The 23,122-nt window shown below is 64.3% G+C and carries 17 protein-coding genes and 1 pseudogene; 6 read left to right on the top strand and 12 right to left on the bottom strand.

The window, feature by feature from the left end; genetic code table 11:
* The first annotated feature begins 147 nt into the window (after positions 1–147).
* The 6 genes from ACNQOP_RS03245 to ACNQOP_RS03220 are packed head-to-tail and all read left to right on the top strand — an operon-like array spanning position 148 to position 8,468.
* Complete coding sequence (locus ACNQOP_RS03245) at positions 148–1,845, top strand: amidohydrolase (protein ID WP_416403313.1); 1,698 nt, start codon at positions 148–150, stop codon at positions 1,843–1,845.
* Positions 1,782–3,527 carry an ABC transporter substrate-binding protein gene (locus ACNQOP_RS03240; RefSeq protein ID WP_416403312.1) on the top strand — a complete coding sequence of 582 codons (1,746 nt, stop codon included), beginning with the start codon at positions 1,782–1,784 and terminating at the stop codon, positions 3,525–3,527. The genes ACNQOP_RS03245 and ACNQOP_RS03240 overlap by 64 nt, the downstream gene beginning before the upstream one ends.
* A gap of 1 nt (position 3,528) precedes the next feature.
* Positions 3,529–4,551, top strand: a complete 1,023-nt coding sequence (locus ACNQOP_RS03235) for an ABC transporter permease (protein ID WP_416403311.1) — start codon at positions 3,529–3,531, stop codon at positions 4,549–4,551.
* Complete coding sequence (locus ACNQOP_RS03230) at positions 4,548–5,405, top strand: ABC transporter permease (RefSeq protein ID WP_416403310.1); 858 nt, start codon at positions 4,548–4,550, stop codon at positions 5,403–5,405. The genes ACNQOP_RS03235 and ACNQOP_RS03230 overlap by 4 nt, the downstream gene beginning before the upstream one ends.
* The gene (locus ACNQOP_RS03225; RefSeq protein ID WP_416403309.1) at positions 5,402–7,006 is read left to right on the top strand and encodes a dipeptide ABC transporter ATP-binding protein; all 1,605 of its coding nucleotides are present in this window, start codon (positions 5,402–5,404) and stop codon (positions 7,004–7,006) included. The genes ACNQOP_RS03230 and ACNQOP_RS03225 overlap by 4 nt, the downstream gene beginning before the upstream one ends.
* A 43-nt stretch (positions 7,007–7,049) precedes the next feature.
* Positions 7,050–8,468: an NAD(P)/FAD-dependent oxidoreductase gene (locus ACNQOP_RS03220; protein WP_416403308.1), complete on the top strand. Its 1,419-nt coding sequence runs from the start codon at positions 7,050–7,052 to the stop codon at positions 8,466–8,468.
* 149 nt (positions 8,469–8,617) lie between these two features.
* Here ACNQOP_RS03220 and ACNQOP_RS03215 read toward each other — a convergent pair whose 3' ends face one another.
* The 12 genes and pseudogenes from ACNQOP_RS03215 to ACNQOP_RS03160 form a co-directional block, all read right to left on the bottom strand.
* Positions 8,618–9,262: a hypothetical protein gene (locus ACNQOP_RS03215; RefSeq protein ID WP_416403307.1), complete on the bottom strand. Its 645-nt coding sequence runs from the start codon at positions 9,260–9,262 to the stop codon at positions 8,618–8,620.
* Positions 9,263–9,335: 73 nt separating this feature from the next.
* Entirely contained in the window at positions 9,336–9,977 is a 642-nt protein-coding gene (locus ACNQOP_RS03210) for a TetR/AcrR family transcriptional regulator (RefSeq protein ID WP_257370393.1), read from the bottom strand.
* Positions 9,974–12,010, bottom strand: coding sequence for a YhgE/Pip family protein (locus ACNQOP_RS03205; RefSeq protein ID WP_416403306.1), 2,037 nt, complete (start codon positions 12,008–12,010; stop codon positions 9,974–9,976). The genes ACNQOP_RS03210 and ACNQOP_RS03205 overlap by 4 nt, the downstream gene beginning before the upstream one ends.
* On the bottom strand, positions 12,007–12,849 hold the full coding sequence (locus ACNQOP_RS03200) for an ABC transporter ATP-binding protein (protein WP_416403305.1): 843 nt from the start codon (positions 12,847–12,849) through the stop codon (positions 12,007–12,009). The genes ACNQOP_RS03205 and ACNQOP_RS03200 overlap by 4 nt, the downstream gene beginning before the upstream one ends.
* A gap of 70 nt (positions 12,850–12,919) precedes the next feature.
* Positions 12,920–14,377 (bottom strand): dihydrolipoyl dehydrogenase family protein, encoded by a 1,458-nt coding sequence (locus tag ACNQOP_RS03195; protein WP_416403304.1) that lies wholly within the window; start codon positions 14,375–14,377, stop codon positions 12,920–12,922.
* A gap of 312 nt (positions 14,378–14,689) precedes the next feature.
* Positions 14,690–15,376: an N-acetylmannosamine-6-phosphate 2-epimerase gene (locus tag ACNQOP_RS03190; RefSeq protein ID WP_416403303.1), complete on the bottom strand. Its 687-nt coding sequence runs from the start codon at positions 15,374–15,376 to the stop codon at positions 14,690–14,692.
* An 11-nt stretch (positions 15,377–15,387) separates the two neighbouring features.
* Positions 15,388–16,353 carry an ROK family protein gene (locus tag ACNQOP_RS03185; RefSeq protein ID WP_416403302.1) on the bottom strand — a complete coding sequence of 322 codons (966 nt, stop codon included), beginning with the start codon at positions 16,351–16,353 and terminating at the stop codon, positions 15,388–15,390.
* Positions 16,354–16,358: 5 nt separating this feature from the next.
* Positions 16,359–17,276, bottom strand: a complete 918-nt coding sequence (locus tag ACNQOP_RS03180) for a dihydrodipicolinate synthase family protein (RefSeq protein ID WP_416403301.1) — start codon at positions 17,274–17,276, stop codon at positions 16,359–16,361.
* A gap of 37 nt (positions 17,277–17,313) precedes the next feature.
* Positions 17,314–18,120 (bottom strand): ATP-binding cassette domain-containing protein, encoded by an 807-nt coding sequence (locus ACNQOP_RS03175; RefSeq protein ID WP_416403300.1) that lies wholly within the window; start codon positions 18,118–18,120, stop codon positions 17,314–17,316.
* On the bottom strand, positions 18,117–20,231 hold the full coding sequence (locus ACNQOP_RS03170) for a dipeptide/oligopeptide/nickel ABC transporter permease/ATP-binding protein (RefSeq protein WP_416403299.1): 2,115 nt from the start codon (positions 20,229–20,231) through the stop codon (positions 18,117–18,119). Before ACNQOP_RS03170 ends, ACNQOP_RS03175 begins: the two co-directional genes overlap by 4 nt.
* Positions 20,232–20,234: 3 nt before the next feature.
* On the bottom strand, positions 20,235–21,191 hold the full coding sequence (locus tag ACNQOP_RS03165) for an ABC transporter permease (protein ID WP_286158880.1): 957 nt from the start codon (positions 21,189–21,191) through the stop codon (positions 20,235–20,237).
* Between the two features lie 93 nt (positions 21,192–21,284).
* Positions 21,285–22,908 (bottom strand): annotated as a pseudogene (locus ACNQOP_RS03160) (ABC transporter substrate-binding protein).
* Positions 22,909–23,122 lie beyond the last annotated feature (214 nt).

The raw sequence follows: 23,122 nt of genomic DNA, 5'->3' as shown, positions 1-23,122 counted from the left end.
TGATATTCAAACTACATGATTCATGGCCGCCTCCTTCCAAGGACAAGTCAAAGTCTTTGTCAGCACTGATGTCAACACTGTTGACTTTAGTGTGATCCGGCTCATAGTGTGTGCCGGAGAGTTGGATTCCCATGAAAGGACTCGACAGTGCACGCAGAGATTTTGTTTGAGAACGGATGGGTTTACACCGGCAACGACGCCGGACCCGTTCGTGCGGACCTGGCCCTTGCGAAAGGCCGGATCCTCGCAGTCGCAGGACCCGGCGACCTCAACGGGACCGTCACCCCGGAGACCCACAGGGTGGACCTGGCGGGGCAGCTGGTGGTTCCTGGCTTCCAGGACGCCCACATCCACCCCATTTTCGCCGGGATCGAGATGCTTCAGTGCGACCTTACCGAGGCCACCAACGCAGAAGAGGCGGTTGCCATAGTTGCCCGCTATGCTGACGGGAACCCCGATGCCGAGTGGATCGTTGGCGCCGGCTGGTCCATGGACTTCTTCCCGGGCGGCACCCCCACACGGGACCTGCTGGACGCCGTAGTGCCGGACCGGCCGGTGTACCTGGTGAACAGGGACCACCACGGAGCCTGGGCCAACACTGCTGCGTTCACAGCGGCTGGGATCACCCGGGAAACCCCGGATCCAGCGGGCGGGCGCCTGGAACGCGAGCCCGACGGCACCCCTGCCGGCACCATCCACGAGGGCGCCATGGACCTGTTCAACGACGTCAAGCCTGCGGTGCCCTACGAGCTGGCGTACCAGGGCCTGCTCGCCTCCCAGCAGCTGTTGCTGTCGCAGGGAATCACGGCCTGGCAGGATGCCTGGGTTCCCATCCCTGAGGGCGGACATGCCGACCACCTGGACGTCTACGTGGACGCGGCCAAGGCTGGAGACCTCAAAGCACGCGTGACCGCGTGCCAGTGGTGGGACAGGACTGCGGGGATGCCCCAGCTGGACCGGATCGTGGCGAGGCGGCAGCGTGTCGCTGAATCCAGCGACCCCCTCCGGCTCAATGCCAACACTGTCAAAGTCATGGTGGACGGCGTGGCGGAGAACTTCACTGCTGCCATGCACCACGTCTACCTGGACCACCACGGCCACCACACGGAGAATCGCGGCATCGAGTTCTTCGAAAAGAGTGAGCTGCAGGAGTTCGTCACAGCGATCGATGCCGCCGGCATGCAGCTCCATTTCCACGCCCTGGGCGATCGTGCAGTGACCGATGCCCTGGACGCCCTCCAGGCAGCCCGCGAGGCCAACGGCTCCAACGATCAGCGCCACCACCTCGCCCACCTCCAAGTGGTCCGCAGCGAGGACATTCCCCGTTTCTCGGAACTCGGAGCTGCTGCCAATGTGCAGGCTCTCTGGGCCTGCCACGAAGAACAACTGGACACCTTGACCCTGCCGTTCCTCGAACCCGGCGCGGAGGACAGGCACTACCCCTTTGGCGAACTCGCAGCAGCAGGTGCCCGCCTGGTTGCCGGCAGCGACTGGCCCGTCTCCACCGCAGACCCCATCGCCGCCATCCACGTAGCTGTTAACCGCGCGTCACCGGGGGAGGACCTCCCGGCACTCGGCCCCGAATCGCAGAAACTCAGCACCAAGCAGATCGTGGACGCCTACACCCAGGGCACTGCGTGGATCAACCACCTGGACCCGGACACCGGCACGCTGGAACCCGGCAAACTCGCCGACCTCGCTGTGCTTGACGTGAACATTTTCGACGTCCCCGTGGAGGAACTGCACCGGGCGGTGGTGACGCAAACGTGGATTGGGGGCGAATGCGTCTACCACCGCGCCACCGATGCCACGGCCCAAAACCGGAAAACCCGGGTACTGCAGTGAGGCCGCAACCAGCGCGGGGCGCGGTGCGCCGCAAACAGCGGACGACGCCGTCGCGCATCACAGCGATCGGTGCCACCGCCGTCGTGGCCGGCTTGGTCCTGGCCGGCTGTGGCGCCCGACCGGCCGGCGTGACTGAAGCCGGCGGGGGTCCCAAGTTCACGCTGTCCGACTCAACGCCGGCACCCGTCAAGGAAATCGACAACTTCACCTGGGCCATGTACGCGGAGCCGTTCTCGCTGGACTATGCCTACGCGTTCGACTACCCCGATAACACTGTCCTTTCCAACGTCTGCGAGTCCCTGTTCCGTTGGAACGCGGACCTGTCCACCTCGCCCGGACTGGCAACCGGCGTGGAGAACCCGGACCCCTTGACGTGGATCTACACCATCCGACAAGGCGTGAAATTCCACGACGGCAGCGAGATGACAGCAGACGATGTGGTCGCCTCCCTCAGCCGGCACCTGAACCCCGAGGTGGGCTCTTTCTGGGCCTCGTCGTACCAGAATGTGGAGTCGATCGAAAAGACCGGCGAGTACCAGGTAACGGTCCACACCACGCGGCCGGACTACGTATTCAATGCCTCGTTGGTGGGCGCGCCAGGTGTGGTGGAATCCGCCAAAACACTGGAAGCCGCAGGCAAGGACTACGGCAACTCCAGCACCGGCGTGAACTGCACAGGGCCGTTCAGTTTCGACTCGTGGGAGCCCGGCGAAAGCATCACCCTCAAGCGCTTCGACGACTACTGGGATCCGGACCTCAAGGCCAAGTCCCGGCAGGTCACATTCACCATGCTTCCGGACGCAACGTCCCGCATCAACGCCTTCCAGACAGGGGAGATCGACGGCGGTTTCGCGATTCCCTCCAACGCCATGGACATCCTGAAAGCCAACAAGGACGCAGGTTCGGTCTACTTCGGCAAGGACACCTCGGTGCAGAGCATGGTCTTCACCAACCTCGGCGGCACCTTCAAGGACGTCAAGGTTCGGAAGGCACTCATGATGGCCATCAACCGGGAAGCCCTGATCAAGGCCGCGGAACAAGGCTACGCAAGCAAGACGGACGCATTGACCACCCGCAACGTGTGGAAGGACGCCTCCCCGGAGACCACGGACCAAGCTTTCGACGGACTGCTCTCCACACCATATGACGTAGCGGAAGCCAAGAAACTGGTCAAGGAAGCAGGGGCGGACGGGAGCAAATTTGTCTTCGCCACCGCGTCGTTGAACGCAGCCTTCGACATCACTGCCCGCGCCATCGCCTCCGCGGCCAAGGAAATCGGCCTGGACCCGGAAATCCAGACCATGTCCAACGACAAATACACCACCCTCTTCTCCGACCCCGAAGCCCGCAAGAACGTAGACCTGCTGGTGACCTCCTGGTACCTGTCCAGCACCGAACCCCTGGAAATGTACAGCGTGCTGCGAACGGGCGACTTCAGCAACTACGGCGGCTGGAGCAACCCGGAATTCGACGACCTGGTCAACAGCGCCTACGGAGTGCAGGATCCTGATGCCCGCGGCAAGCTCACCGGCCAGGCGGCCAGGATCGCCAGCGAAGACGTCGTGTGGGGCCCGCTCTACGAAACCGTCACCACCATGTGGCTGGGCAAGCGCATCACCGGTGCAGACCCGTCCATCAACTACATGTACTTCCCGTGGGCCGCCAAGATCGGAGGTCTCTGACATGACCGTTGTGGATCAAGCAATGGCACCCACGCCAGCCCTGAAACCGGCAGGTAAGAAGAGCAAGGCAAACCGTTCCGTAGTCTTCATTGCGAAGAAGGTGCTGGCCCTGGTGGCCACCCTGTTCGTCGCCTCACTGGCCGTGTTCTTCTCCCGCTTCCTGGTGCCGGGTGACCCGGCACGGTTCCTCCTCAGGGGCCGCAGCCCCAAGCCCGAGGCCCTGGAAGAAATTACCCGGCAGTTCGGCCTCGACAAGCCGGCCTGGGAACAGTACCTGAACTGGCTCGGCGGCATCCTCCATGGCGATTGGGGTCGTTCGCTGACCTACCGGCAGGACGTTTCGGACGTGTTGCTTGGACGGTTGCCCACTACCCTTCAACTGGTTGCGCTCGCCGCGGTGTTCATCACCATTCTTGGCCTCTTCGCGGGCATCGTGGCAAGCCTGAACAAAGGCTTCGGCGACCGTTTCATCCTCATCACCCTGACCGCGGCCGGAGCCGTGCCGCCCTTCGTTGCGGCCATCGCCCTGGTGGCACTCTTCTCCGTGGGACTGGGCTGGTTTCCCTCCTTTGGAAGCGGCGACGGCGGGTGGGACCGGATCTGGCACCTCACCCTCCCGGCGCTTGCCTTGGGCATCACCTACATCGCCATGGTTGCCCGGGTAACCCGTTCCTCCATGAACGAGCAACTGCTCCGCGAACACGTGGAGGTGGCTACCAGCCGTGGCCTCACCCGGGGCTCGGTTGTGGCACGCCACGTACTCCGCAACGCGCTGGGACCAATCCTGACGGTGAGCGGTGTCCTGGTGGCGGGGCTGCTGGTTTCAAGCGCCATCATCGAACGGACCTTCGGCCTGTCAGGTATCGGCCAGCTCCTGGTGCAGTCCATCGACAGGCTGGACTTCGCCGTGGTCCAGGCAATCGTCATGGTGGTTGTTACCGCGTTCGTCCTTGTGAACACCGTGGTGGACCTGGTCCAGCCCCTCATTGATCCGCGTATCGCGGCCGGAACGGAGTCCCGATGACCCTGGCGATGCAACTGCCACAGGCGGGTCTTCGCCGTTACGGCAGCCTCCTGTCACCGATGGCGTGGGCGGCGCTCGCCGTTGCCGCCGCCGTCGTCCTTCTCTCAGTCTTTGCCCCGGCCCTGGCGCCGTACGACCCCGACTATGTGGACCTCAACAACGTCCTGGCCGGTCCCGGCGCACAACACCTGCTCGGTACGGACGCGCTGGGCCGGGACCTCCTGAGCCGGCTGATGCACGGCGGCCGGACCTCGTTGCTGGGCCCCACCATTGTGGTGATCGGATCAACGGTCCTGGGCTTGCTGCTGGGCCTGGTGGCCGGCTGGTCCGAGGGATGGCTGGGCAAGGTCTTGGGCCGGCTTTTCGACCTTCTCTTCGCTTTCCCTGCCCTCCTGATGGCCATGCTGGCAATCGCGCTCTTCGGCAAGGGACTCCTGGCCCCTATCCTCGCCATGACCATCGCCTATGTGCCCTACATTGCCAGGCTGGCCCAGTCGCTGGTGGTGGCCGAGCGTGGCCGCCCTTACGTCCAGGCGTACCGGGTCCTCGGATTCCGGACACCTTGGGTGGTGCTGGGGCGGGTCCTGCCCAACCTCATTCCCACGGTGGGTGCGCAATCGACGTTGAACTTCGGCTACGTACTGGCCGACCTCGCCGCGCTCTCCTTCATCGGACTCGGAGTCCAGCCGCCCACCAGCGACTGGGGCGCCATGATCGAGGAATCCCGGGGCGCGCTGCTGGGCGGCTACGTGCTGCCCGCGTTCTGGCCCGCGCTGGTGGTGGTCCTGGTGGTAGTGGCCGTCAACATCATCGGCGAAGAACTTTCAGACCGCATCGGAGGAAAACTGTCATGAGCCAGCTCCTGAAGATTGAAGACTTCACCCTGGGTTTCCCGGACAGGCCGCCCCTTCTGGACAGCGTCACCTTGCACGTGGACCACGGCGAAGCGGTCGCCTTGGTGGGGGAGTCAGGCTCGGGGAAGTCCCTGACAACCCGGGCCGCCCTGGGGTTGTTCCCCGAAGGCACGCGGTACTCAGGAACCGTGTCCGTTAGGGGTCTCGATACCCTTACGGCCAGCAAACGACGCCTTATGGAGCTGCGGCGCGGCCACGCGTCCATGATCTTCCAGGACCCCAGGGCAGGCATCAACCCCGTCCGGACGGTGGGTGACTTCCTGACCGAGACGCTGCTGCGTTTCGATGGATTGTCCCGTGCCGAAGCCACCGAACGGGCAGTGAAGCAACTCGAGCAGGTGGGACTGCGCCGGGCCAAGGAGCTCATGGACCAGCACCCGCACCAGCTGTCGGGCGGAATGCTCCAACGCGTCATGATTGCGGCGGCGCTGCTCAATTCCCCTGACCTCCTGCTGTGCGACGAGCCCACCACGGCCTTGGATGTCACGACCCAGGCCGGGATTGTGCGGCTCCTCCGCGAAGAGCAGCAGTCACGGGGAATGGGCATGTTGTTCATTACCCACGACCTGAATCTCGCGGCCAGCGTCTGCGAACGCGTCTACGTGCTCCGTCGCGGCAAGGTGGTGGAGCAGGGTCCTACCCAGACGGTGTTCCAGATGCCGCAGCAGGACTACACACGGCAACTGGTGGAGGCCACGCCCGTCATTGAACTGGGCGATGTCCCCGAAACACAGGCCGGGACTGCGGCTTTGCTGGAAGTCTCAGGGCTCAGCAAGAGCTACGAATTGCCTGGTGGTGAAGTCATCACCGCTTTGGACAAGGCACGCTTCAGCCTGCCCGAAGGCGGCTCCTTGGGTGTTGTGGGGGAATCGGGATCTGGTAAATCCACCCTTGCCCGCCTTGTGGTGGCACTCGAAACCGCCACCGACGGCGAGCTCACGCTGGGCGGTGTCCTCAGGCCCCGGCGCTCACTCAAAGCCTCCGAGCGCAAGGTCCTGGCGAAGGACGTCCAAATTGTCTTCCAGGACCCGTACCTGTCCCTGGATCCGCGGATTCCGGTGGGCAACGCCGTGGCCGATGTGTACCGCCTCCACCAGAGGCAAGGACGCAAGCAAGCCAGGGCCAGCGCCGCGGAACTCCTGGGCAGGGTGGGAATCGGACCTGAGCGGTTGGATGCGCGGCCGCGGGCGCTTTCGGGTGGCCAGCGGCAGCGGGTCGCCCTGGCCAAGGCGCTCGCAGCACGTCCCCGGCTCCTGGTTCTGGACGAAGCCACAAGTGCCCTGGATGTCTCCGTCCAAGCGCAGGTCCTGGAACTCGTGGAGGAACTGCGGGACCAGTTCGGGCTGACCATCCTGTTCGTGACCCATGACCTGGCAGTGGTCTCGCGGCTGTGCTCGGAGCTGCTCGTGATGCATCAGGGACGGATCGTGGAGCAAGGGTCCACGGTGCGGATCCTGGAGGACCCCGGCGACGACTACACCAAGAACCTCATCGCCTCCCGTCCCCGGCCATTGTGGGACGCCGAGCCGGTCACTGCCTGAGCAGGCAGGCCTAGAACCTACCCCAGAAACAGGAGAGTTTCCCGTGAATACCACCGTTTTCGAACGGAACGTCCCGCAGGCAGACGTCGTAGCCAATGCGCTTCAAGGTGCCGCCCACCGGCCCTTTTGGATCGACGACATGCAGGACCAAGCAACGCAGTACCCACAGCTCGACGGCGATGCTGCCGCCGACCTGGTGATTGTCGGCGGCGGTTACACCGGGCTGTGGACAGCCCTGCGAGCCAAAGAACGGGACCCCGAGCGAACTGTGATCCTGCTCGAAGCCGAACGGGTGGCCTGGGCGGCGTCGGGCCGCAACGGAGGCTTCTGCGAGGCCAGCCTCACCCACGGCCATGAGAACGGCAGGAACCGGTGGCCGCACGAGTTGGACACCCTGGACCGGCTGGGCATGGAGAACCTGGACCGCATGCAGGAGGCCGTGGAGAAATACGCCATGGACTGCGAGTGGGAGCGCACGGGCGAACTCAACGTGGCCGTTGAACCGCACCAGGTTGCCTGGCTCCGCGAGGACGACAGTCCCGGGAGCGTCTTCCTGGACCAGGACGCCATCCGGGCCGAGGTCAATTCACCCACGTACTTGGCGGGCCGCTGGCACAAGGATTCCGTGGCCATGGTCCACCCGTACAAACTGGGCCTCGAGCTGGCCAGGGTGGTCTCGGAGCTGGGCGTCCGGATCCATGAGGGTACCCGCGTCAGGGAGCTCAATGACCACGATCGTGGCGTCACGATTGTCACGGAGCGCGGCAACGTCGAAGCCGGTCAGGTGGTCCTGGGCACCAACGTGTTTCCGTCGTTGCTCAAGCGCAACCAGCTGATGACCGTGCCCGTGTACGACTATGCGCTCATGACCGAGCCCCTCAGCGCCGAACAGCTGGCATCCGTCGGCTGGACCAAGCGCCAGGGCATTGGGGACGTCGCCAACCAATTCCACTACTACCGGATCACCAAGGACCACAGGATCCTTTTCGGTGGCTACGATGCCCTCTACTTCTGGGGTCGGCGCGTGGACCAGCGGCACGAGCACCAGCCCGCCACGTGGGAGAAGATCGCCTCCCACTTCTTCACTACGTTCCCCCAACTCGAAGGCCTGAAGTTCACGCACAAGTGGGCCGGACCCATCGATTCGAGCACGCAGTTCTGCGCCTTCTTCGGCACCGCGCGCAGGAACAGGGTGGCTTACGCGGCCGGCTTCACAGGGCTCGGAGTTGGTGCAACGGCGTTCGCGGCCGATGTGCTCCTGGACCTGTTGGCTGGCCTGGACACTGAACGCACGCGTGTGGAAATGGTCAGGAAACGGCCCTTGCCCTTCCCGCCAGAACCGTTGGCTTCCTTGGGTATCAACCTGACCCGCTGGTCCATGGACAGGGCGGACCACAACCAGGGCAAACGGAACCTGATCCTCAAAGCGCTCGACGCCGTGGGGTTGGGTTTCGACTCCTGACCCGCCCGTTGTGGGGCCCGCTTTGCGTGTTTAGCTCGTGTGTGGAGGCGTAGAGCGGGCCCCGCAACGTGGCGTGGTTCGGTTGTGGGGCCTGCTTTGCGTGCTTAGCTCTCGCGTAGGCGCGTAGAGCGGGCCTCACAACGCAGGGCTCAGCGTTTGGGTGCCGGCCTGCGTTGGGAAGAAGAGCTCGACGCCGGTCGCTTGGCTGCCGCTGCAGGGGTCCGGGGTGCCATGGGACGCTTGGCGGCAGTGGGGTTGGCGGTTCCGGCGCCTCGTGCAGCCGACGTGGCCGGGCGTTTAGCAGGCGTACCAGGACGAGCAACAGTCGCAGCCGGGCGCGCCGCGGGCTTGCGTGGAGCGGGATTTCGCTTGGCTCCGGCTGCCGGCCGCTTGGCGGGAGCAGGTGCCCGCGATCCGAAGGACGGCACCACGGCTCCGAGGAACATCACCGCCAAGGTGCCAACACCGGCCACGGCGGCAAGGTAGAAGTAGATGTCCGAGTCTTCGGTGCTGACGGCGCTTCCCATGGCGTTGGTGTCCTGGTTGAACGCCAGGCCCCACATCCGAAGGAAGGCGATGCTGAATCCGATGAACAGGCTGGTGCCGGCTGCGCCGAGGAGAACCACCAGGTACCTGCGTCGGTTGAAGAGCTGGACTATGCAGGCCAGATAACAAACCAGCACGGCGCCAAGGAAGAGGTATAGAACCAGTTCCTCGAGGACGACGGCGGCGAGAACCAACAGCCCGAGGGATACGAAGGCGGCAATAACCGCTAGCTTTCCGCTGTTCCCCATGTGACGCATGAGGTTAATCATCGCCGACCAAGTAGCCACGCCACGCCGTCGTAGATTGCAGTTGGATACCGTCTTACTTGATGACGTACCCGTGCATGATGGTCATCACAGCCGCGACGCTTTGGTCGCGGGTTCGTTCCGGGTTGTAGGTCTGCTGGTCGAGCCCCACGACGAAGATCGCACCGAAGATGGCTGCTTCCAGGCTCCCGCGGGCGATCGACTCGTCCACTCTGTAGCCCTCTGCCACCCGTTCCACCGCCGAGCCGATGACTGCGAGGAGTTCGGCGCGGAGTTCCGTGAACACCGCGCTCCATTCGCCCGGCGTGCGCCAGTTTTCGCTGACCCACAGGCGGGCGAACGAGGGGTAGTCGTCCATGAAGTCCATCGCCTGACCCACCATGTTCTTCATGGATTCGAGCGGGTCGCTGCTCTGGCCTTGGACGTCCTGGAGCCGGACCAGCATGATGTCCACGCCATGCCGCAGCAGTTGGGCGATGAGGTCGGACTTGCTGCCGAAGTTGTAGTAGACGGATCCTTTGGAAACCCCGGCGGCGGCGGCGATTTCGTCAACTGTCACTCCGGCAGCGCCGCGTTCGCCGATCAGCTCCATGGAGGCCTCGAACAACCGTTGCTTAGTGGCGTTGGTTCGTTCGGGCCGAAGCTTCTTGCTCCCGCCCACCGCGGAATCCGAAGAGAGCGGCTCACTGGTGCTCATACTGCGATCTCCGGCTTCAGGGTCTTAAGGGTCCACATCTTGTGCTTGCGGACGGCGAGGGTGGACAGCGCCGCTCCCAGCAAAGTGTACCCAAGCAGGCCCAGTACGGTAGGCCAGATCATGCTGAGCTCACCGCCGTAGATCAGGTGCCGCATACCCGTGACAACGTAGCCCATGGGCATGATCTCGTGGACCACATGCAACGGCATCGGCGTGGTCTGCCAAGGGAAGGTGCCGCCGGAGGAAACGAGCTGGAGGACCAGGAGGATCAGCACCACGAACTTGCCGGGCGTCCCGAGGAGGGCCACAATGCCTTGGATGATCGCGGTGAACGCCATGACGGCTGCCAGCATGAACAGCCACATGCCGATCGGGTGCGAGGCGTTGAGACCCAGGCCCAGGTTCACTACGAGTGTGAGGATCGTGGCCTGGAAAACGGAGACCACGAAGAACGGCAACCAGCCGCCCACGGCGATCTTCCAGGAAGGTGCGTTCGAGGCAAGGGCGCGCTGGGTGATGGGCCGCATGGCCTGGACCAGCATGAACACGCCGATCCACAGGGCAAGAGTCAGGAAGAACGGTGCAAGGCCGGCGCCATAGGAGTTGGCTTTGGCCTGCGAGACGTTCTCCACTGCGACGGGATCAGCGATCACCTTGGAGACGCTGCTCTTTTGCTCGTCGTTCGGGTTGGGGATGTCTCCCGCGCCCTTCGCTAGTTCGGAGGCCAGGGTGTGCGAGCCATCGGAGGCGGTCACTGCTCCGCTCGCGAGTTGCCCGGCGCCGTCGTCCAGTTGGTGGGCGCCGTCGTCGAGCTTTACCGCCCCATCGAGCGCCGACTGTTGGCCGGCGGCGAGGGTGGACGCGCCGGTTTGGAGCTGGCCGGCGCCGGCGGCTGCCTTGGAGATGGCGTCCGTGAGCGTGGGGGTGGCGGCTGCAAGCTTTGAGGCTCCGGCGCTCACCGCGGCCGAGCCGTCGGAGAGTTGCTGGATCTTTGCGGCGTCGCCGGAGATCTTCGCCTTGGCGTCCTGGACCGGGTTGGATGCAGCAGCGGCATCGAAGTCGGCCAGGACCTTGTCAGCCTGCTCCTGTGTGAGCACACCGGACGTCACCAGCCGGGTGTTGGACTCCACAACCCTGGTGCGCAGACCCTTGTCCGCGGCTTCGAGCTGACCCACGACGTCCTGGACTTTCGCGTTCAACTGGGCGTTTCCGGCGGCGACCTGTGCCGCGCCGTCAGCCAGCTTCTGGGAGTCTGCAGGCAGCGTGGAGGTCTTGTTCTTGAGCTCTGTCAGGCCGGAACTCAGCTGGCTGGCGCCTCCGTTGAGCTGTACCGCGCCGTCGCGCAGTTTCGTTTGGCCGGCGACCAGCTGGTCGGCGCCGGCAACCAGTTGCGTGGTGCCGTCATGGAGGGTCGCGGCGCCGTCGCTGAGCTTACCGACACCATCGGCGAGTTGTCCTGCGCCGTCCGCTGCTTTGACGATTGAAGCGTGGATGGTGCCGAAACCGGTGAGGAGCTGGTTGGCTGTCTCTTCGCCCACCTCTTTGGCGACCGTGGAGTGCACAGCGGTGGTGAGTTTGTCCACAATAGTGCTCAACAGGTAGTTGTTGGCGTCATTGGTGGTCACGTGCAGCATGGCCTGGTTGGCGGCGTCGAAGCTGCCCGGGGATGCCAGGTTTGCGGAGAAGTCCTTGGGGATCCGCAGCGCGAAGGCGTATTCGCCGGTCTTGACGCCGGCGTCCGCATCCTCGGCGCTGGCGACCTGCTTCCAGTTGAAGACATGGCCTTCCACCAGGCTGTCCGCCACCTTCTTGCCCGCCTGCAGTTCGCTGCCGTCCTTGGTGGTGGCACCGGTGTCCTCGACCACCAGGGCGGCGTCGATCTGGTTCAGGTTGCCGTACGGATCCCAGTTCGCGTAAAGGTACACGGCACCGTACAACAACGGAACCATGGTCAGGGCGAGGATGGTCAGCTTGGGCAGGAGCCCGCCGGTCATGCGCTTGAGTTCGGAGCGGGCGAGCCGCAGAACAGTCACTTTGCAGTCCTTTGGAGGTTTTGGGTTTCGGGTTCGTCGAGGGGTTCGGCCGCCTTGGCGGCGGGTTCGGCCGCTTCGGGTGCCGCGTCGCCGGCGTGCTTTGCGTGCGGCTGGGGCTCTGCGCTGGGCTGGGGCTCGACGGCGTGCTGGGGCTCGACGGCGGCAGCCGGCTCGGGCGCCAAGGGGGCGGGTTCCGATTCCGGTTCGGGCGGGTGCGAAACTGAGTTGCCGATCACCGCTGCGGCTCCGGTCCAGTTGTCCGGCAGGGCACCGACCACGGCTACCACCGCAAGCGGCCGCCCGGCGTCGGACGCCAGGGCCTGCAGGCGAGGCAACCACGTTGACGGATCGGCGCTGTGCCGGTCGGGGGAGTCCACCACCAGGAGGTCGGTGGCAGGGTCAGCCAGGGCGAGCGCGGACAGGAGTTCCAGGCGCCGTCCCGCAGGCAGCTGTTCGATCCACAGGTCGGCGATGTCTTCAAAGCTGTTGACCTTCAGCCAGGGCTTGCTCAGCAGCGCTCCACGGTAGCGGCGCGGGATGAGTGAGAGGTCCTCGGTGACGAGGTCCCGGACGCTGAGATGCTGCTCCGGCTCGTTGACGCCGGGGGAGTCAACCAGGGCGCTCGCGAGGCGGATCTTCTTGGTCTTGGTGTTGTTGTCCCAGCTGAGGACGCCATTGCTGGGCTTCATGCGGCCGCTAAGGGCCAATGCCAAAGCTGTCCGCTGGTCTTGGCCTTCGCCGGCCACCAGCAGGAGTTCCCCGCGGCTCACGGTGAGGGACGTTGCCGGAAGGAGATCGCCCCGGCGGCCGTTGATCTGGAGTTGCTGTACGGACAGCACAATGAAGCCTTTCGCAGAAATGGTGTCTGCGAAAAGTCTAACTGAACTGACTGGTCAGTTCAAATAGATTCTAAAGTCCGTACTTTTCCAGCAGGCGCAACCAGATCTCGCTGATGGTCGGGTAAGACGGAACCGCATGCCACAGCCTGTCCAAGGGAACTTCGCCCACGATCGCGATGGTGGCGGAGTGGAGCAGTTCAGCCACGCCCGGACCGGCAAACGTTGCACCGAGGATCACCTTCCGGTCCTCGTCCACCACCATCTGCGCCCACCCCTTGTAGTCGGGGGAATGCAACTGGGAACCGGATACGTTGATGGGCAACTCGACGCCCGTGACGTTCTTTCCCTGCAGAAGGGCCTGCTCCAGGCTCAGTCCCACGGAAGCAACTTCGGGATCAGTGAACACGACACTTGGTACAGCGTGGTCGTTGGCAGTGTGGGCCCATGGACTCCACGGCTGCGGAGTGCCCTTGAGCTTGCCGTTGGCCCGGGCGACAATGGCGTCCCCCGTGGCGCGGGCCTCGTACTTGCCCTGGTGGGTCAGGAGCACCTTGCCCGCGGCATCCCCGGCCGCGTAGAGCCACAGCCCACTGGTGCCATCGCTGGCAGGACCGTCGACGAGCCCGCTGGCGTCCGTGGTGAGCTTGAGGGGTTTGCCGTCAGGCGCTTCGATGCCCACACTGTCCAGGCCAAGGTTGGCCAAGGACGGGTGCCTTCCTGAAGCGACCAGGAGTTGATCGGCTTGGAGCGTTGCGCCGTCGAGCGTGACTGTTACCGAGCCGTCGTCGTTCTTTTCCACCTTGTCCACGTCAGTGTGGAGGCGGACATCGATACCGTCGGCGCGGAGGCCCGCCAGGACAAGGTTGGCCGCTTCCTCCGGATAGCTGCTCAGGAGGCGTCCGCGGGCGACAACCGCCACATCGGATCCAAGCCGCGCGAACGCCTGCGCCATTTCAACGCCAGCCACTCCACCGCCCAGGACCACGAGGCGTTTGGGGATCTCCTTGGCTGCCGTGGCGCCGCGCGTCGTCCAAAAGGGTACGTCTTCCAAGCCCGCGATCCCCGGGATGGTGGGTGTGGAACCCGTTGCCACCACTACGGCATGATGCGCCTTCAGTGCGTAGCTGTTTCCGTCCAGGCCGTCCACCTGGACCTCGCGGGCCCCCGTGATCCGGCCGCGGCCACGGATGAGGTCGATGCCGGCGCTGTCCAGCCATTCGACCTGGCTGCCGTCTTCCCAGTTGTTGGTGAACCAGTCGCGATGCTTCAGTGCGGCCTTCGCGTCCACCACCCCGGTGATGGCCTCGGACGCGCCCGGGATGACCTGGGCCGCGTGCAGCACACTCCCCGGGCGAAGGAGCGCCTTCGAAGGAATGCACGCCCAGTAGGAACACTCGCCGCCCACCAACTCGTTCTCCACGATCACCGCCGACAGGCCGCCCCGGACCACCCGGTCCGCCACGTTTTCCCCCACGGCGCCTGCGCCGATCACTATTACGTCGTACTCGCGGGAGCTCTCGGCAGTCATGGGGAAAGCCTACGCCGGGAGCCCTGCGTTGTGGGGCCTGGTGTGCTGGGTGTGTGGGGGTTTTGGGGCGCAGAGTGGGCCTCGCATGTGTGGGTGGTGCGTTGTGGGGCCTGGTGTGCGGGGTTGGTGTGGGTTTTGGGGCGCAGAGTGGGCCTCGCAAGTGTGGGTGGTGCGTTGTGGGGCCTGGTGTGCGGGGTTGGTGTGGGTTTTGGGGCGCAGAGTGGGCCTCGCATGTGTGGGTGGTGCGTTGTGGGGCCCGCTCTGCGGGGTGTGTGGGGGTTTTAGGGTGCAAAGCGGGCCTCGCAACACGGGCTAGGCGTGCATCGCGCCCTTGAACCAGCCCGTGATGCTGGCCGGGTGGGTGATTGCCGTGCCAACAACCACGGCGAACGCGCCGGCGTCGAGGGCCTGGCGGGCATGGGCGGGAGTATGGATACGGCCTTCGGCGATCAGGGGTTTGCCCAGATCGGCGGCCGCAATCTTCTCAAGAAGCTCCAGATCCGGCCCATCCGTCTTGGCGCGCTCGCCGGTGTAGCCGGACAACGTGGTGCCGATCAGGTCCGCCCCGGCTTCGACGGCGGCAACGGCGTCATCGAACGAGCCACAATCGGCCATGACCAGAGCATGCGACTCTGCGTGGATACCACTGATCGTGGCGGAAAGGGACAGCCCATCCGGACGGGTCCGGCGTGTTCCATCGATCGCCACAACGTGCGCCCCTGCGTTCGCCACTGCAAGGGCGTGCCGGAGTGTGGGGGTGACGAAGACGCCGTCGTGCCCGTCCTTCCACAGTCCGATGACAGGGACCTCGACGGCGGCGCGTGTGAACTGCACATCGGCCAACCCTTGGACGCGGATCGCCGCAGCCCCGCCGATCACAGCGGATGCCGCCACCTGGCCCGTTGTCCGGGGATCACGCATGGGCTCACCCGGGTAGGCCTGGCAGGAGACGATCAGCTGAGAGCGGAGGGCTTCAAGGTTTTTAGGGGTGAGGATCATGATGTCTCCCTTTAAAGAAGGACGAGTTTTGCGGCGCCAATAATGGCAGCGGAGTTGCCCAGGGACGCCCTGAGCACGGGGACTGCAGCCAAGGGGGCCAAGAGTTCCTGGCGTAGGGCAGCTTCCATGGGTTTCCACCAGAGTTCGCCGGCATCGGCCAGTCCTCCGGAGATCACCACTGTTTCTGGGTCCAGGATGTTAATGAGGCCGCCCACGGCCTGGCCGGCTGCGCGGGCACCGACGTGGATGGCGCGCACAGCGGCGGCGCGGCTGGCCCCAAAGGAGGCACCGCCGTCGTGATCTTCAGCAGCGGCCAGCGCGAACACGCCGCGCGTGTCGGTCGCTGACACAGCAGAGCCGCCACCGCGCAGATACGCCTCATGGATCGCAGGCCCGGAAGCTATCGCCTCAACGTGACCGGCCGAACCACAAACACAAGGCAACGGAACGCCGTCGGAAACCGCGAAAGGTGAAGCGAAATGACCCACATGCCCGCCAACAAAACGGTGCCCCAGGACCGGGGAGCCACCCAGCACAAAACTGCCGCCAACCCCTGTGCCGAACGCGACCATCAGTGAGCTGGCCGAACCTGCCGAGGCTCCCAGCCATGCCTCGCCCAGGGCGTGCGCGTGGACATCGTTGACGGCCCGAACAGCAAGGCCGAGGCGTGAAGAAAGTCCGGAAACCAGCGCAGTGCCCGCCCAGCCCGAAATTGCGTCGGTCGCGGACACCACCATCCCGGACGTAGCGTCAATGACCCCGGCGGAGCCGACGCCGACACCGGACACTTGATGTCCGGCGTCGGCAGCGCGCTCCGCCAAGCCCGCGATCAGCGCAGCGGTGGCGTCCAGGATCGCTTCGCCACCGTCCCGGTTCAACGTCGGAATGGTCTCCGTCATTAAAACTTCGCCAGAGGGGGAGACAACCCCGGCGGCGGTCTTGGTGCCGCCGAGGTCAACGCCGATCACGTGGGTCATGAAGGTTAGACCAGCCCGTTGCGTTCCAGGATTTCCCGGATCGCAGCGGTCTCGGAATCGTTCAGGCTGAGCATGGGCGAGCTCATGGTGTTGGACTCGATCACGCCCATCACCTGCAGCGCGGTCTTGAACGCACCCAGGCCGGCTGCGCCTCCGGAGACGCGTCCGTTGGGGGTGTAGACGATCTCGAAGACGTCGGCCAGGCGGTCCTGCTCGCGTGCCGCTGTAGCCCAGTCGCCGGCCTGCGCAGCATCAAACAGGCGGCGGTAGCCGGCCGGATCCACGTTGCCGAGCCCCGGGACAACACCCTGCGCGCCGCCAAGGAGGGCGCCATCCACCACTACTTCGTGGCCGGTGAAGATGTCGAAGTTAGGGATGTCCTTGGCAGCCAGGAGCAGCTGTCGGAAGGAGACGTCGTCGCCGGAGGAGTCCTTGACGCCGGCAATCACACCGTCGCGTCCCAGACGAACCAAGAGGTCCGTGGGCAGCTTGAAGTGGGTGCGGACGGGAACGTCGTAGGCAAAGATCGGCTTCTCGATGGCGGCGTGGATGTCGCGGAAGTGGGTCTCCGTCTCCGCTGCGTTGCCGATTGCGTAGTACATGGAGGTCACCACGATCGCGTCGGCACCAAGGTCAACCACCTTGCGGGCTTCCTCGATCACGCGGGTGGTGGTCTGCTCGTTGGCGCCCACGATCAGCGGGACCGCACCGGCGTTGGCGTCGGCGATGGTGGAGACCACCAGCTCACGCTCGTCGTTGGTCAGGTAGGGGACTTCGCCGGAGGAGCCCAGGACGAAAAGGCCGGACACACCGCCGTCGATCAGGTGCTTGGTGACGTTCTTCAGCGACGCGGTGTCGATGCTGCCGTCGGCGTGGCGGGGGGTGATGACCGGGGGGATGACGCCCTGGAATTGAGTGGACACAGAAATCTCCGTTGTTTGTAACTTGTGAAGGGAAAAACTAGATGTGAAGAAGGCTCGGCGCGGCGCCCAGCAGCTTCTTGGTGTAGTCGTTGCTCGGGTTGTCGAAGACTTGCGCAGCGGAGCCTTGCTCGACGATCTTGCCGAAGTACATGACGCAGATCCGGTCCGAAACGTAGCGGACAGTCTGGATGTCGTGGGAAATAAACACCATTCCCAGGTTCAGCTGGGTCTTCAGGTCGGAGAGCAGGTTCAGGACCTGCGCGCGGACCGAAACGTCCAGTGCCGACGTCGGTTCGTCCGCCACGATGATGTCCGGGTCCAGGGCCAACGCGCGGGCAATCGCCACGCGCTGGCGCTGGCCACCGGAAACCTGCGACGGCGTTACTTCGGCTGCCGATTGCGGCAAGCCAACCAGCGCCAACAGTTCCTTGACCTTGGCGGCACGGGAGGAAGCGTTGCCGATGCCATGGATCTGCAGTGGATCGGTGAGGATGTCCTGGATGGTCATGCGCGGGTTCAGCGCCGTGGCCGGGTCCTGGAAGACCACGGAAACGGAGCGGCCAAACGCCTTGCGCATGGCTGCGTTCCGCTTGATGGCCGGCTGTCCGTGGAACAAAACCTTGCCCGACGTCGGCGGCTGCAGTCCCACGAGCACCGAAGCAAGCGTGGACTTGCCGCAGCCGGACTCACCGACGATGCCGACGGTTTCGCCGCGGCTGATGGTGAAGTCGACGCCGTCTACCGCTTTGACGATGTTAGGGCGGAACAGACCACCGGTCCGTGCGTGGTGGTAGACCTTGACGTCCTTGAGCTCGATGACCGGTTTGCCGGTTGATTCACTCATCGTGCGTCCTCCTTCAGGTGGCTTGCCCAGTAGTGGTCGGCATCGTCATCGCCATTGGCCGAGGCCACCGAAGTGAGCACCAGCTTTTGGTGGGGATCGGCGTCGGGGCGCAGCGACCGGGCGGCAAAGCGATCTCCCGTGGCAAAGTCGCGGGGTGACGGGACCGTGCCGGGGATCTGGTGGAGCCTGGCGGCGTCCGCTTCAATGGACAGGACGGCACCCAGCAGGCCACGGGTGTACTCGTGCTTGGGGTTCCGCAGAAGCTCGGAAGCCTGCGCGGATTCCACCACCTGGCCGGCGTACATCACAGTGATGCGGTGGGCCAGGGAGGCCACCAACGCGAGGTCGTGGCTGACGAACACCATGGCAAACCCGAGTTGTTCCCGCAGCTCGTTCAGCAGATCCACAACTTGCTTCTGGACAGTGACGTCCAGGGCGGTAGTCGGCTCGTCGGCCACCACGATCTTGGGGGAACGGGACAACGCCATGGCAATCAGCACACGTTGTCGCTGGCCGCCGGAGAGCTCATGCGGATAGCTGGCAAGTGTCCGGACCGGGTCCAGCTTCACCATCTCCAGCAGTTCCGCGGGTGTCTTGCGGCCACCTCGCTTGGTGAGCTGCTCCATCTGGTCCTTGATCTTCATGGACGGGTTCAGCGAACTGAGGGCGTCCTGGTAGACCATGGCGATCTGCTCACCGCGCAGGCCAACGTAGGCCTTGGGATCGCTGTGCTTGGTGCTGGAATCCAAGAGTTCCTTGCCATCGAACTTGATGGAGCCCGTGACCTCCGCGGTTTTGGGGAGCAGGCCCATGACGGCCAGCGAGGTGATGGACTTGCCGCAACCGGACTCGCCCACAAGGCCCATCGTTTCGCCCTCGCGGACAGTGAAGGACACGTTGTCTACGATCGCGATGTCGCCGAAGCGGCCTGGGAACCGGATGGACAGGTTCTTTACTTCCAGCACGTTGCGTGAGCCTGCCGGTACCTGCGGGAGGCGGTCGGTGCGCTTCGCTTCGATTGCTGCCAGGAGTTCCAGTTCGCGGTCCAGGAGGAGGTGCGGGTTGGCGGCGGCGAGCTTCACATCGGTGAGGACGGCTGAGGCGCCCACCTCTGAAGTGGCGCCGACGCTGGAACCCGCCAGTACGCCGTCGAGCTCGTGTTCCTCAACCACTGAAGGCTGGGCAACGGACGTACCAACTGCGGTGTCCACGGCAACAACTGCAGCCGAACCGTCGTCGTCCTTCACCACCGGGGCGCGGCGAAGCTTCGGGTTCACCATGGCATCGGTGAGGCCCTCGGCCAGGATGTTCAAGGAAAGAACGGTCAAAAGGATGGTGAGGCCGGCGAACGTAGTGGCCCACCAGCCGCCGGACAGGACCAGGTTGCGGCCGTAGGAGATCACGTTGCCCCATGACGGTGCGGGATCCTGGACGCCTGCGCCCAGGAAGGACAGCGAGGCTTCGAGGATGATGGCGTCGGCAACCATGACCGTGGCGAACACCAGCACGGGAGCGGCAGTGTTGCGGACAATGTGCTTGACCAGGATGTAGAAGCGGCCGGCTCCGATGACCCGCTCGGCACGGACGTAGTCCTCGCCATACTGGGCCAGCACGTTGGCGCGGACCACCCGGGCAAGTTGCGGGGTGTAGATGATGGCGATCGCGATGATGATGGTGGGCACCGAGTTGCCGAACGCTGCCAGCAGCACAGCGGCCAGGGCGATGCCCGGGAACGCCATGAGGATGTCCATGAGCCGCATGATGATTTCATTGATGGACTTGCTGGACGTGGCGGCAAAGGAGCCCAAAAGCGCGCCGGCCAGAATGGCCAGGCCCACGGCGCCGAGGCCGATCATCAGCGACGACTGTGCGCCGAAAAGCAGGCGGGAGAAAATGTCCCGGCCCAGGCGGTCGGTGCCGAAGAAGTGCTCGGCGCCCGGAGGCGTGGCGGGAATGAATGTTTCCAGCGGATCATGCGGGGCGATGACGGGCGCGAAGATGGCCGCCAGCACAATCAGCACAAGGAAAAGCAGGGCGATACGGGAGCCCCAGGGCAGGGCCTTGAAACGAATGCCCGGGGCACTTAGCCGTTCTGCGAGCTTGCTGCGCATGAGCTATACCGTCCTGATTCGGGGGTTGATGAGCAGGTAGAGAAGGTCCACCACGATGTTCACCAGAACAAAGGTGACCGAGATGGTGAGCACCACGCCCTGGACCAGGTTGACGTCCAGGTTGGTGATGCCGTTGAGGATCAGTTGGCCCATGCCGGGCAGGGCGAAAATCATTTCAATCACGACGGCGCCACCCAGCAGGTATCCGACGCGGAGTCCCAGCACGGTGACCGGGGTGACGAGCGCGTTGCGGAGGACATTCTTGGAGACGACTTCGCGGTAGGGCACACCGTTGCCGATGGCGGTCCGGACGTAGTCGCGGTCCAGTTCTTCAACCATCGAGGTACGGACCACCCGGATCAGCGACGCCGAGACAGGGATGCCGAGCGCCAGGGCCGGGAGGGCCATCGAGTTGAGCCAACCGCCAAAGCCGGACTCCGGCGTCGCAATTCCACCCGAGGGGAACATCGGGTTCTCACCCAGGGCGAACCACTGGATCAGCAGGATGCCCAGCCAAAACGACGGCGTGGCAATTGCGGCGATTGAGAAGACGCGGACCAACTGGTCCTGCCACTTGTCGCGGTACAGGGCGCCCATGATGCCAAAGGCCAGGGAGAGGACGATCGCGATGAGGACGCCAAGGAAAGTCAGTTGCAGGGTCAGCGGGAAGGCCGAGCCGATCATGGACGCCACCGACTTTGCCGGTGGGGTGGTGGTGCCGAGGTCGAACTGCAGGAGCTTGCCGAGGAATCGGAAGTACTGCAGGACCAAGGGGTCGTTCAGGCCATTGTCCTGGCGGTATTGCTGCTTGGCTTCTTCGCTGGCGCCGTCGCCGAGGGCTGAACTGGCTTGGTCGCCGGGAGCGGCCTGCAGGACGAGGAAGACGAGCAACGTGATGCCCAGGATCATCAATGGCAATGCTGCAAGCCTGCGGCCAAGCAGACGCAATATCGTGACCAATTTGTTCTCCGGTTGATCTGGTTGTGGGGCCCGCTCTGCAGGGTTTTCGGGGGTTCAACCCTGCAGAGCAGGCCTCACAACGCGAAGGATTGCTTAGGCAGTGCGTCCGACGCCGACGAACGACAGGCCGGTGGTGGGAAGGGGCTGGAAGCCGTTGAGCTTCTTTTCGTCCCAGGCGCTGGGAAGCTGGCGGTGGAAGACCGGGTACAGGGGGACCTCTTCGGAGACCATGTCCACGATTTCGCCGACGATCTTCTTGGCTTCATCGCCCGAGGCCTGCGAGCCCTTGTCCATGAGGCCCTGCAGTTTGGTGCGCTCCGGGGTGGTCCAGAAAGCGCGCTTGTCCATCCAGGTGGCACCCGAGTAGAACCAGCTCAGCAGGAGGTCTGCATCGTTGCCGAAGACGGAGGGATCGCCGGGGGGCAGCGACCACACTGTAGTCGCCCTTGCCAACACGGTCGCTGTACAAGGCGCCCGACTGGAGGCTCTTGACCGTGACCTTCACACCGGGAATCTTGTTCCAGGACTCGAGGATCAGTGGCGCAACGTCCTTAACCCAGGCGGTGTCTGTGGTGAGGAGTTCGAATTCGAGGGTGGTGACGCCGGCCCGCTTCAGGAGTTCCTCGGCCTTGGACGTGTCGAAGCCATAAACGTTCTTGGCCTTGACGTAGTCCGGGTGGCCTTCCTGGAAGTAGGAGGTAGCGGCTTTGGCGTTGCCGAACAGTGCCTTCTTGATGATGGCTTCCTTGTCCAGGCCGTAGTGCAGTGCCTGGCGGACCAGCTTGTTGTCGAACGGTGCCTTGGCGCAGTTGAACATGAGGAACAGCAGGCCGAAGGACTGGACGGATTCGACCTTCACCTTGGACTTCAGCCCATCGACGTCCAGGTAGGGAACGTCTTCGATGGCCTGGACGCGGCCGGACTGGACTGCGGTGACGCGGGCAGCGGCATCGGAGAGCAGCAGCCAGGTCATGCCCTTGGCCAGTGCAGGCTTGGGGCCGTTGTAGTCGGCGAATGCCTCGAAGACGATCTTGTCGTCCTTGACTGCGGAGATGAGTTTGTACGGTCCGGAGCCGACTGGCTTGGCGTCGAACGCCTTCAGGTCGGTAGCGAGTGCCTTGGGGACGATCTTGACCACGGAGATCCGGGGTCCGAAGCCGGGGAAGGCGTACTTAAGGGTGAACTCCACCGTCTTGGCATCAACAGGCTTGACGTCCTGGATGAAGGGGATGAACTGCGAGAACAGCGACTTGTTCGCCGGGTCCATCACGCGGGTGAAGGAGAAAGCGACGTCCTCGGTGGTGACGGGGGAGCCGTCGTGGAACTTTGCGCCATCGCGGATGGTCACCTGATAGGTGGTGTCGTTGATCTTCTTGGGGTCCGCTGCGGCCAGGGCGTTGTAGGGCTCGCGTGTGGCCGGGTGCAGCTCGATGAGGCCTTCGAAGATATGCAGGTTGGCAGCCATCGGCGTCGCACCCGAAGAGCTCAGCGGGTCGAAACCCGTGGAGAGCGCGTAGGAAATGCCTGCCTCGATGGTGAGGTCCTTGTTGACGGCGGCCGTGTTGGTGCTGGTGCCGGTGGTCGTGCTGGCAGCGCCGCCGCACGCAGAAAGTGTTGCCGTGAAGGCGGCTGCTGCACCAACTGCGCCGCTTAGCTTCAGGAAGTTCCGGCGGCTGGCGTCATTGACCAGCGGCAGGCTGTTGATCGTCTTGCTCATAGGGTGCCTCACCAATCGCGTTTCGTGGGTTATCGGATGTAGGACGTCCGATGCTCGTATGGAAACTGTAAGGGCGGTCACAAGAGAACGTCAAGTGAGAGTGGGCGGCATGGCCTCGTCCGCGCGCCCGGCGGTTTTCCGGCTGCGGCCGGTCCTAAGGGTAAATCCCAGCGAAATCCCTGAACATACTTATCAGGGAGGTGGGACATCCGAT

The sequence above is a fragment of the Arthrobacter sp. LFS091 genome (assembly GCF_047977885.1).
Taxonomy (GTDB): domain Bacteria; phylum Actinomycetota; class Actinomycetes; order Actinomycetales; family Micrococcaceae; genus Arthrobacter.
The sequence above is the reverse complement of the archived record's forward strand: the minus strand, read 5'-3'. Positions and strand labels throughout refer to the sequence as shown.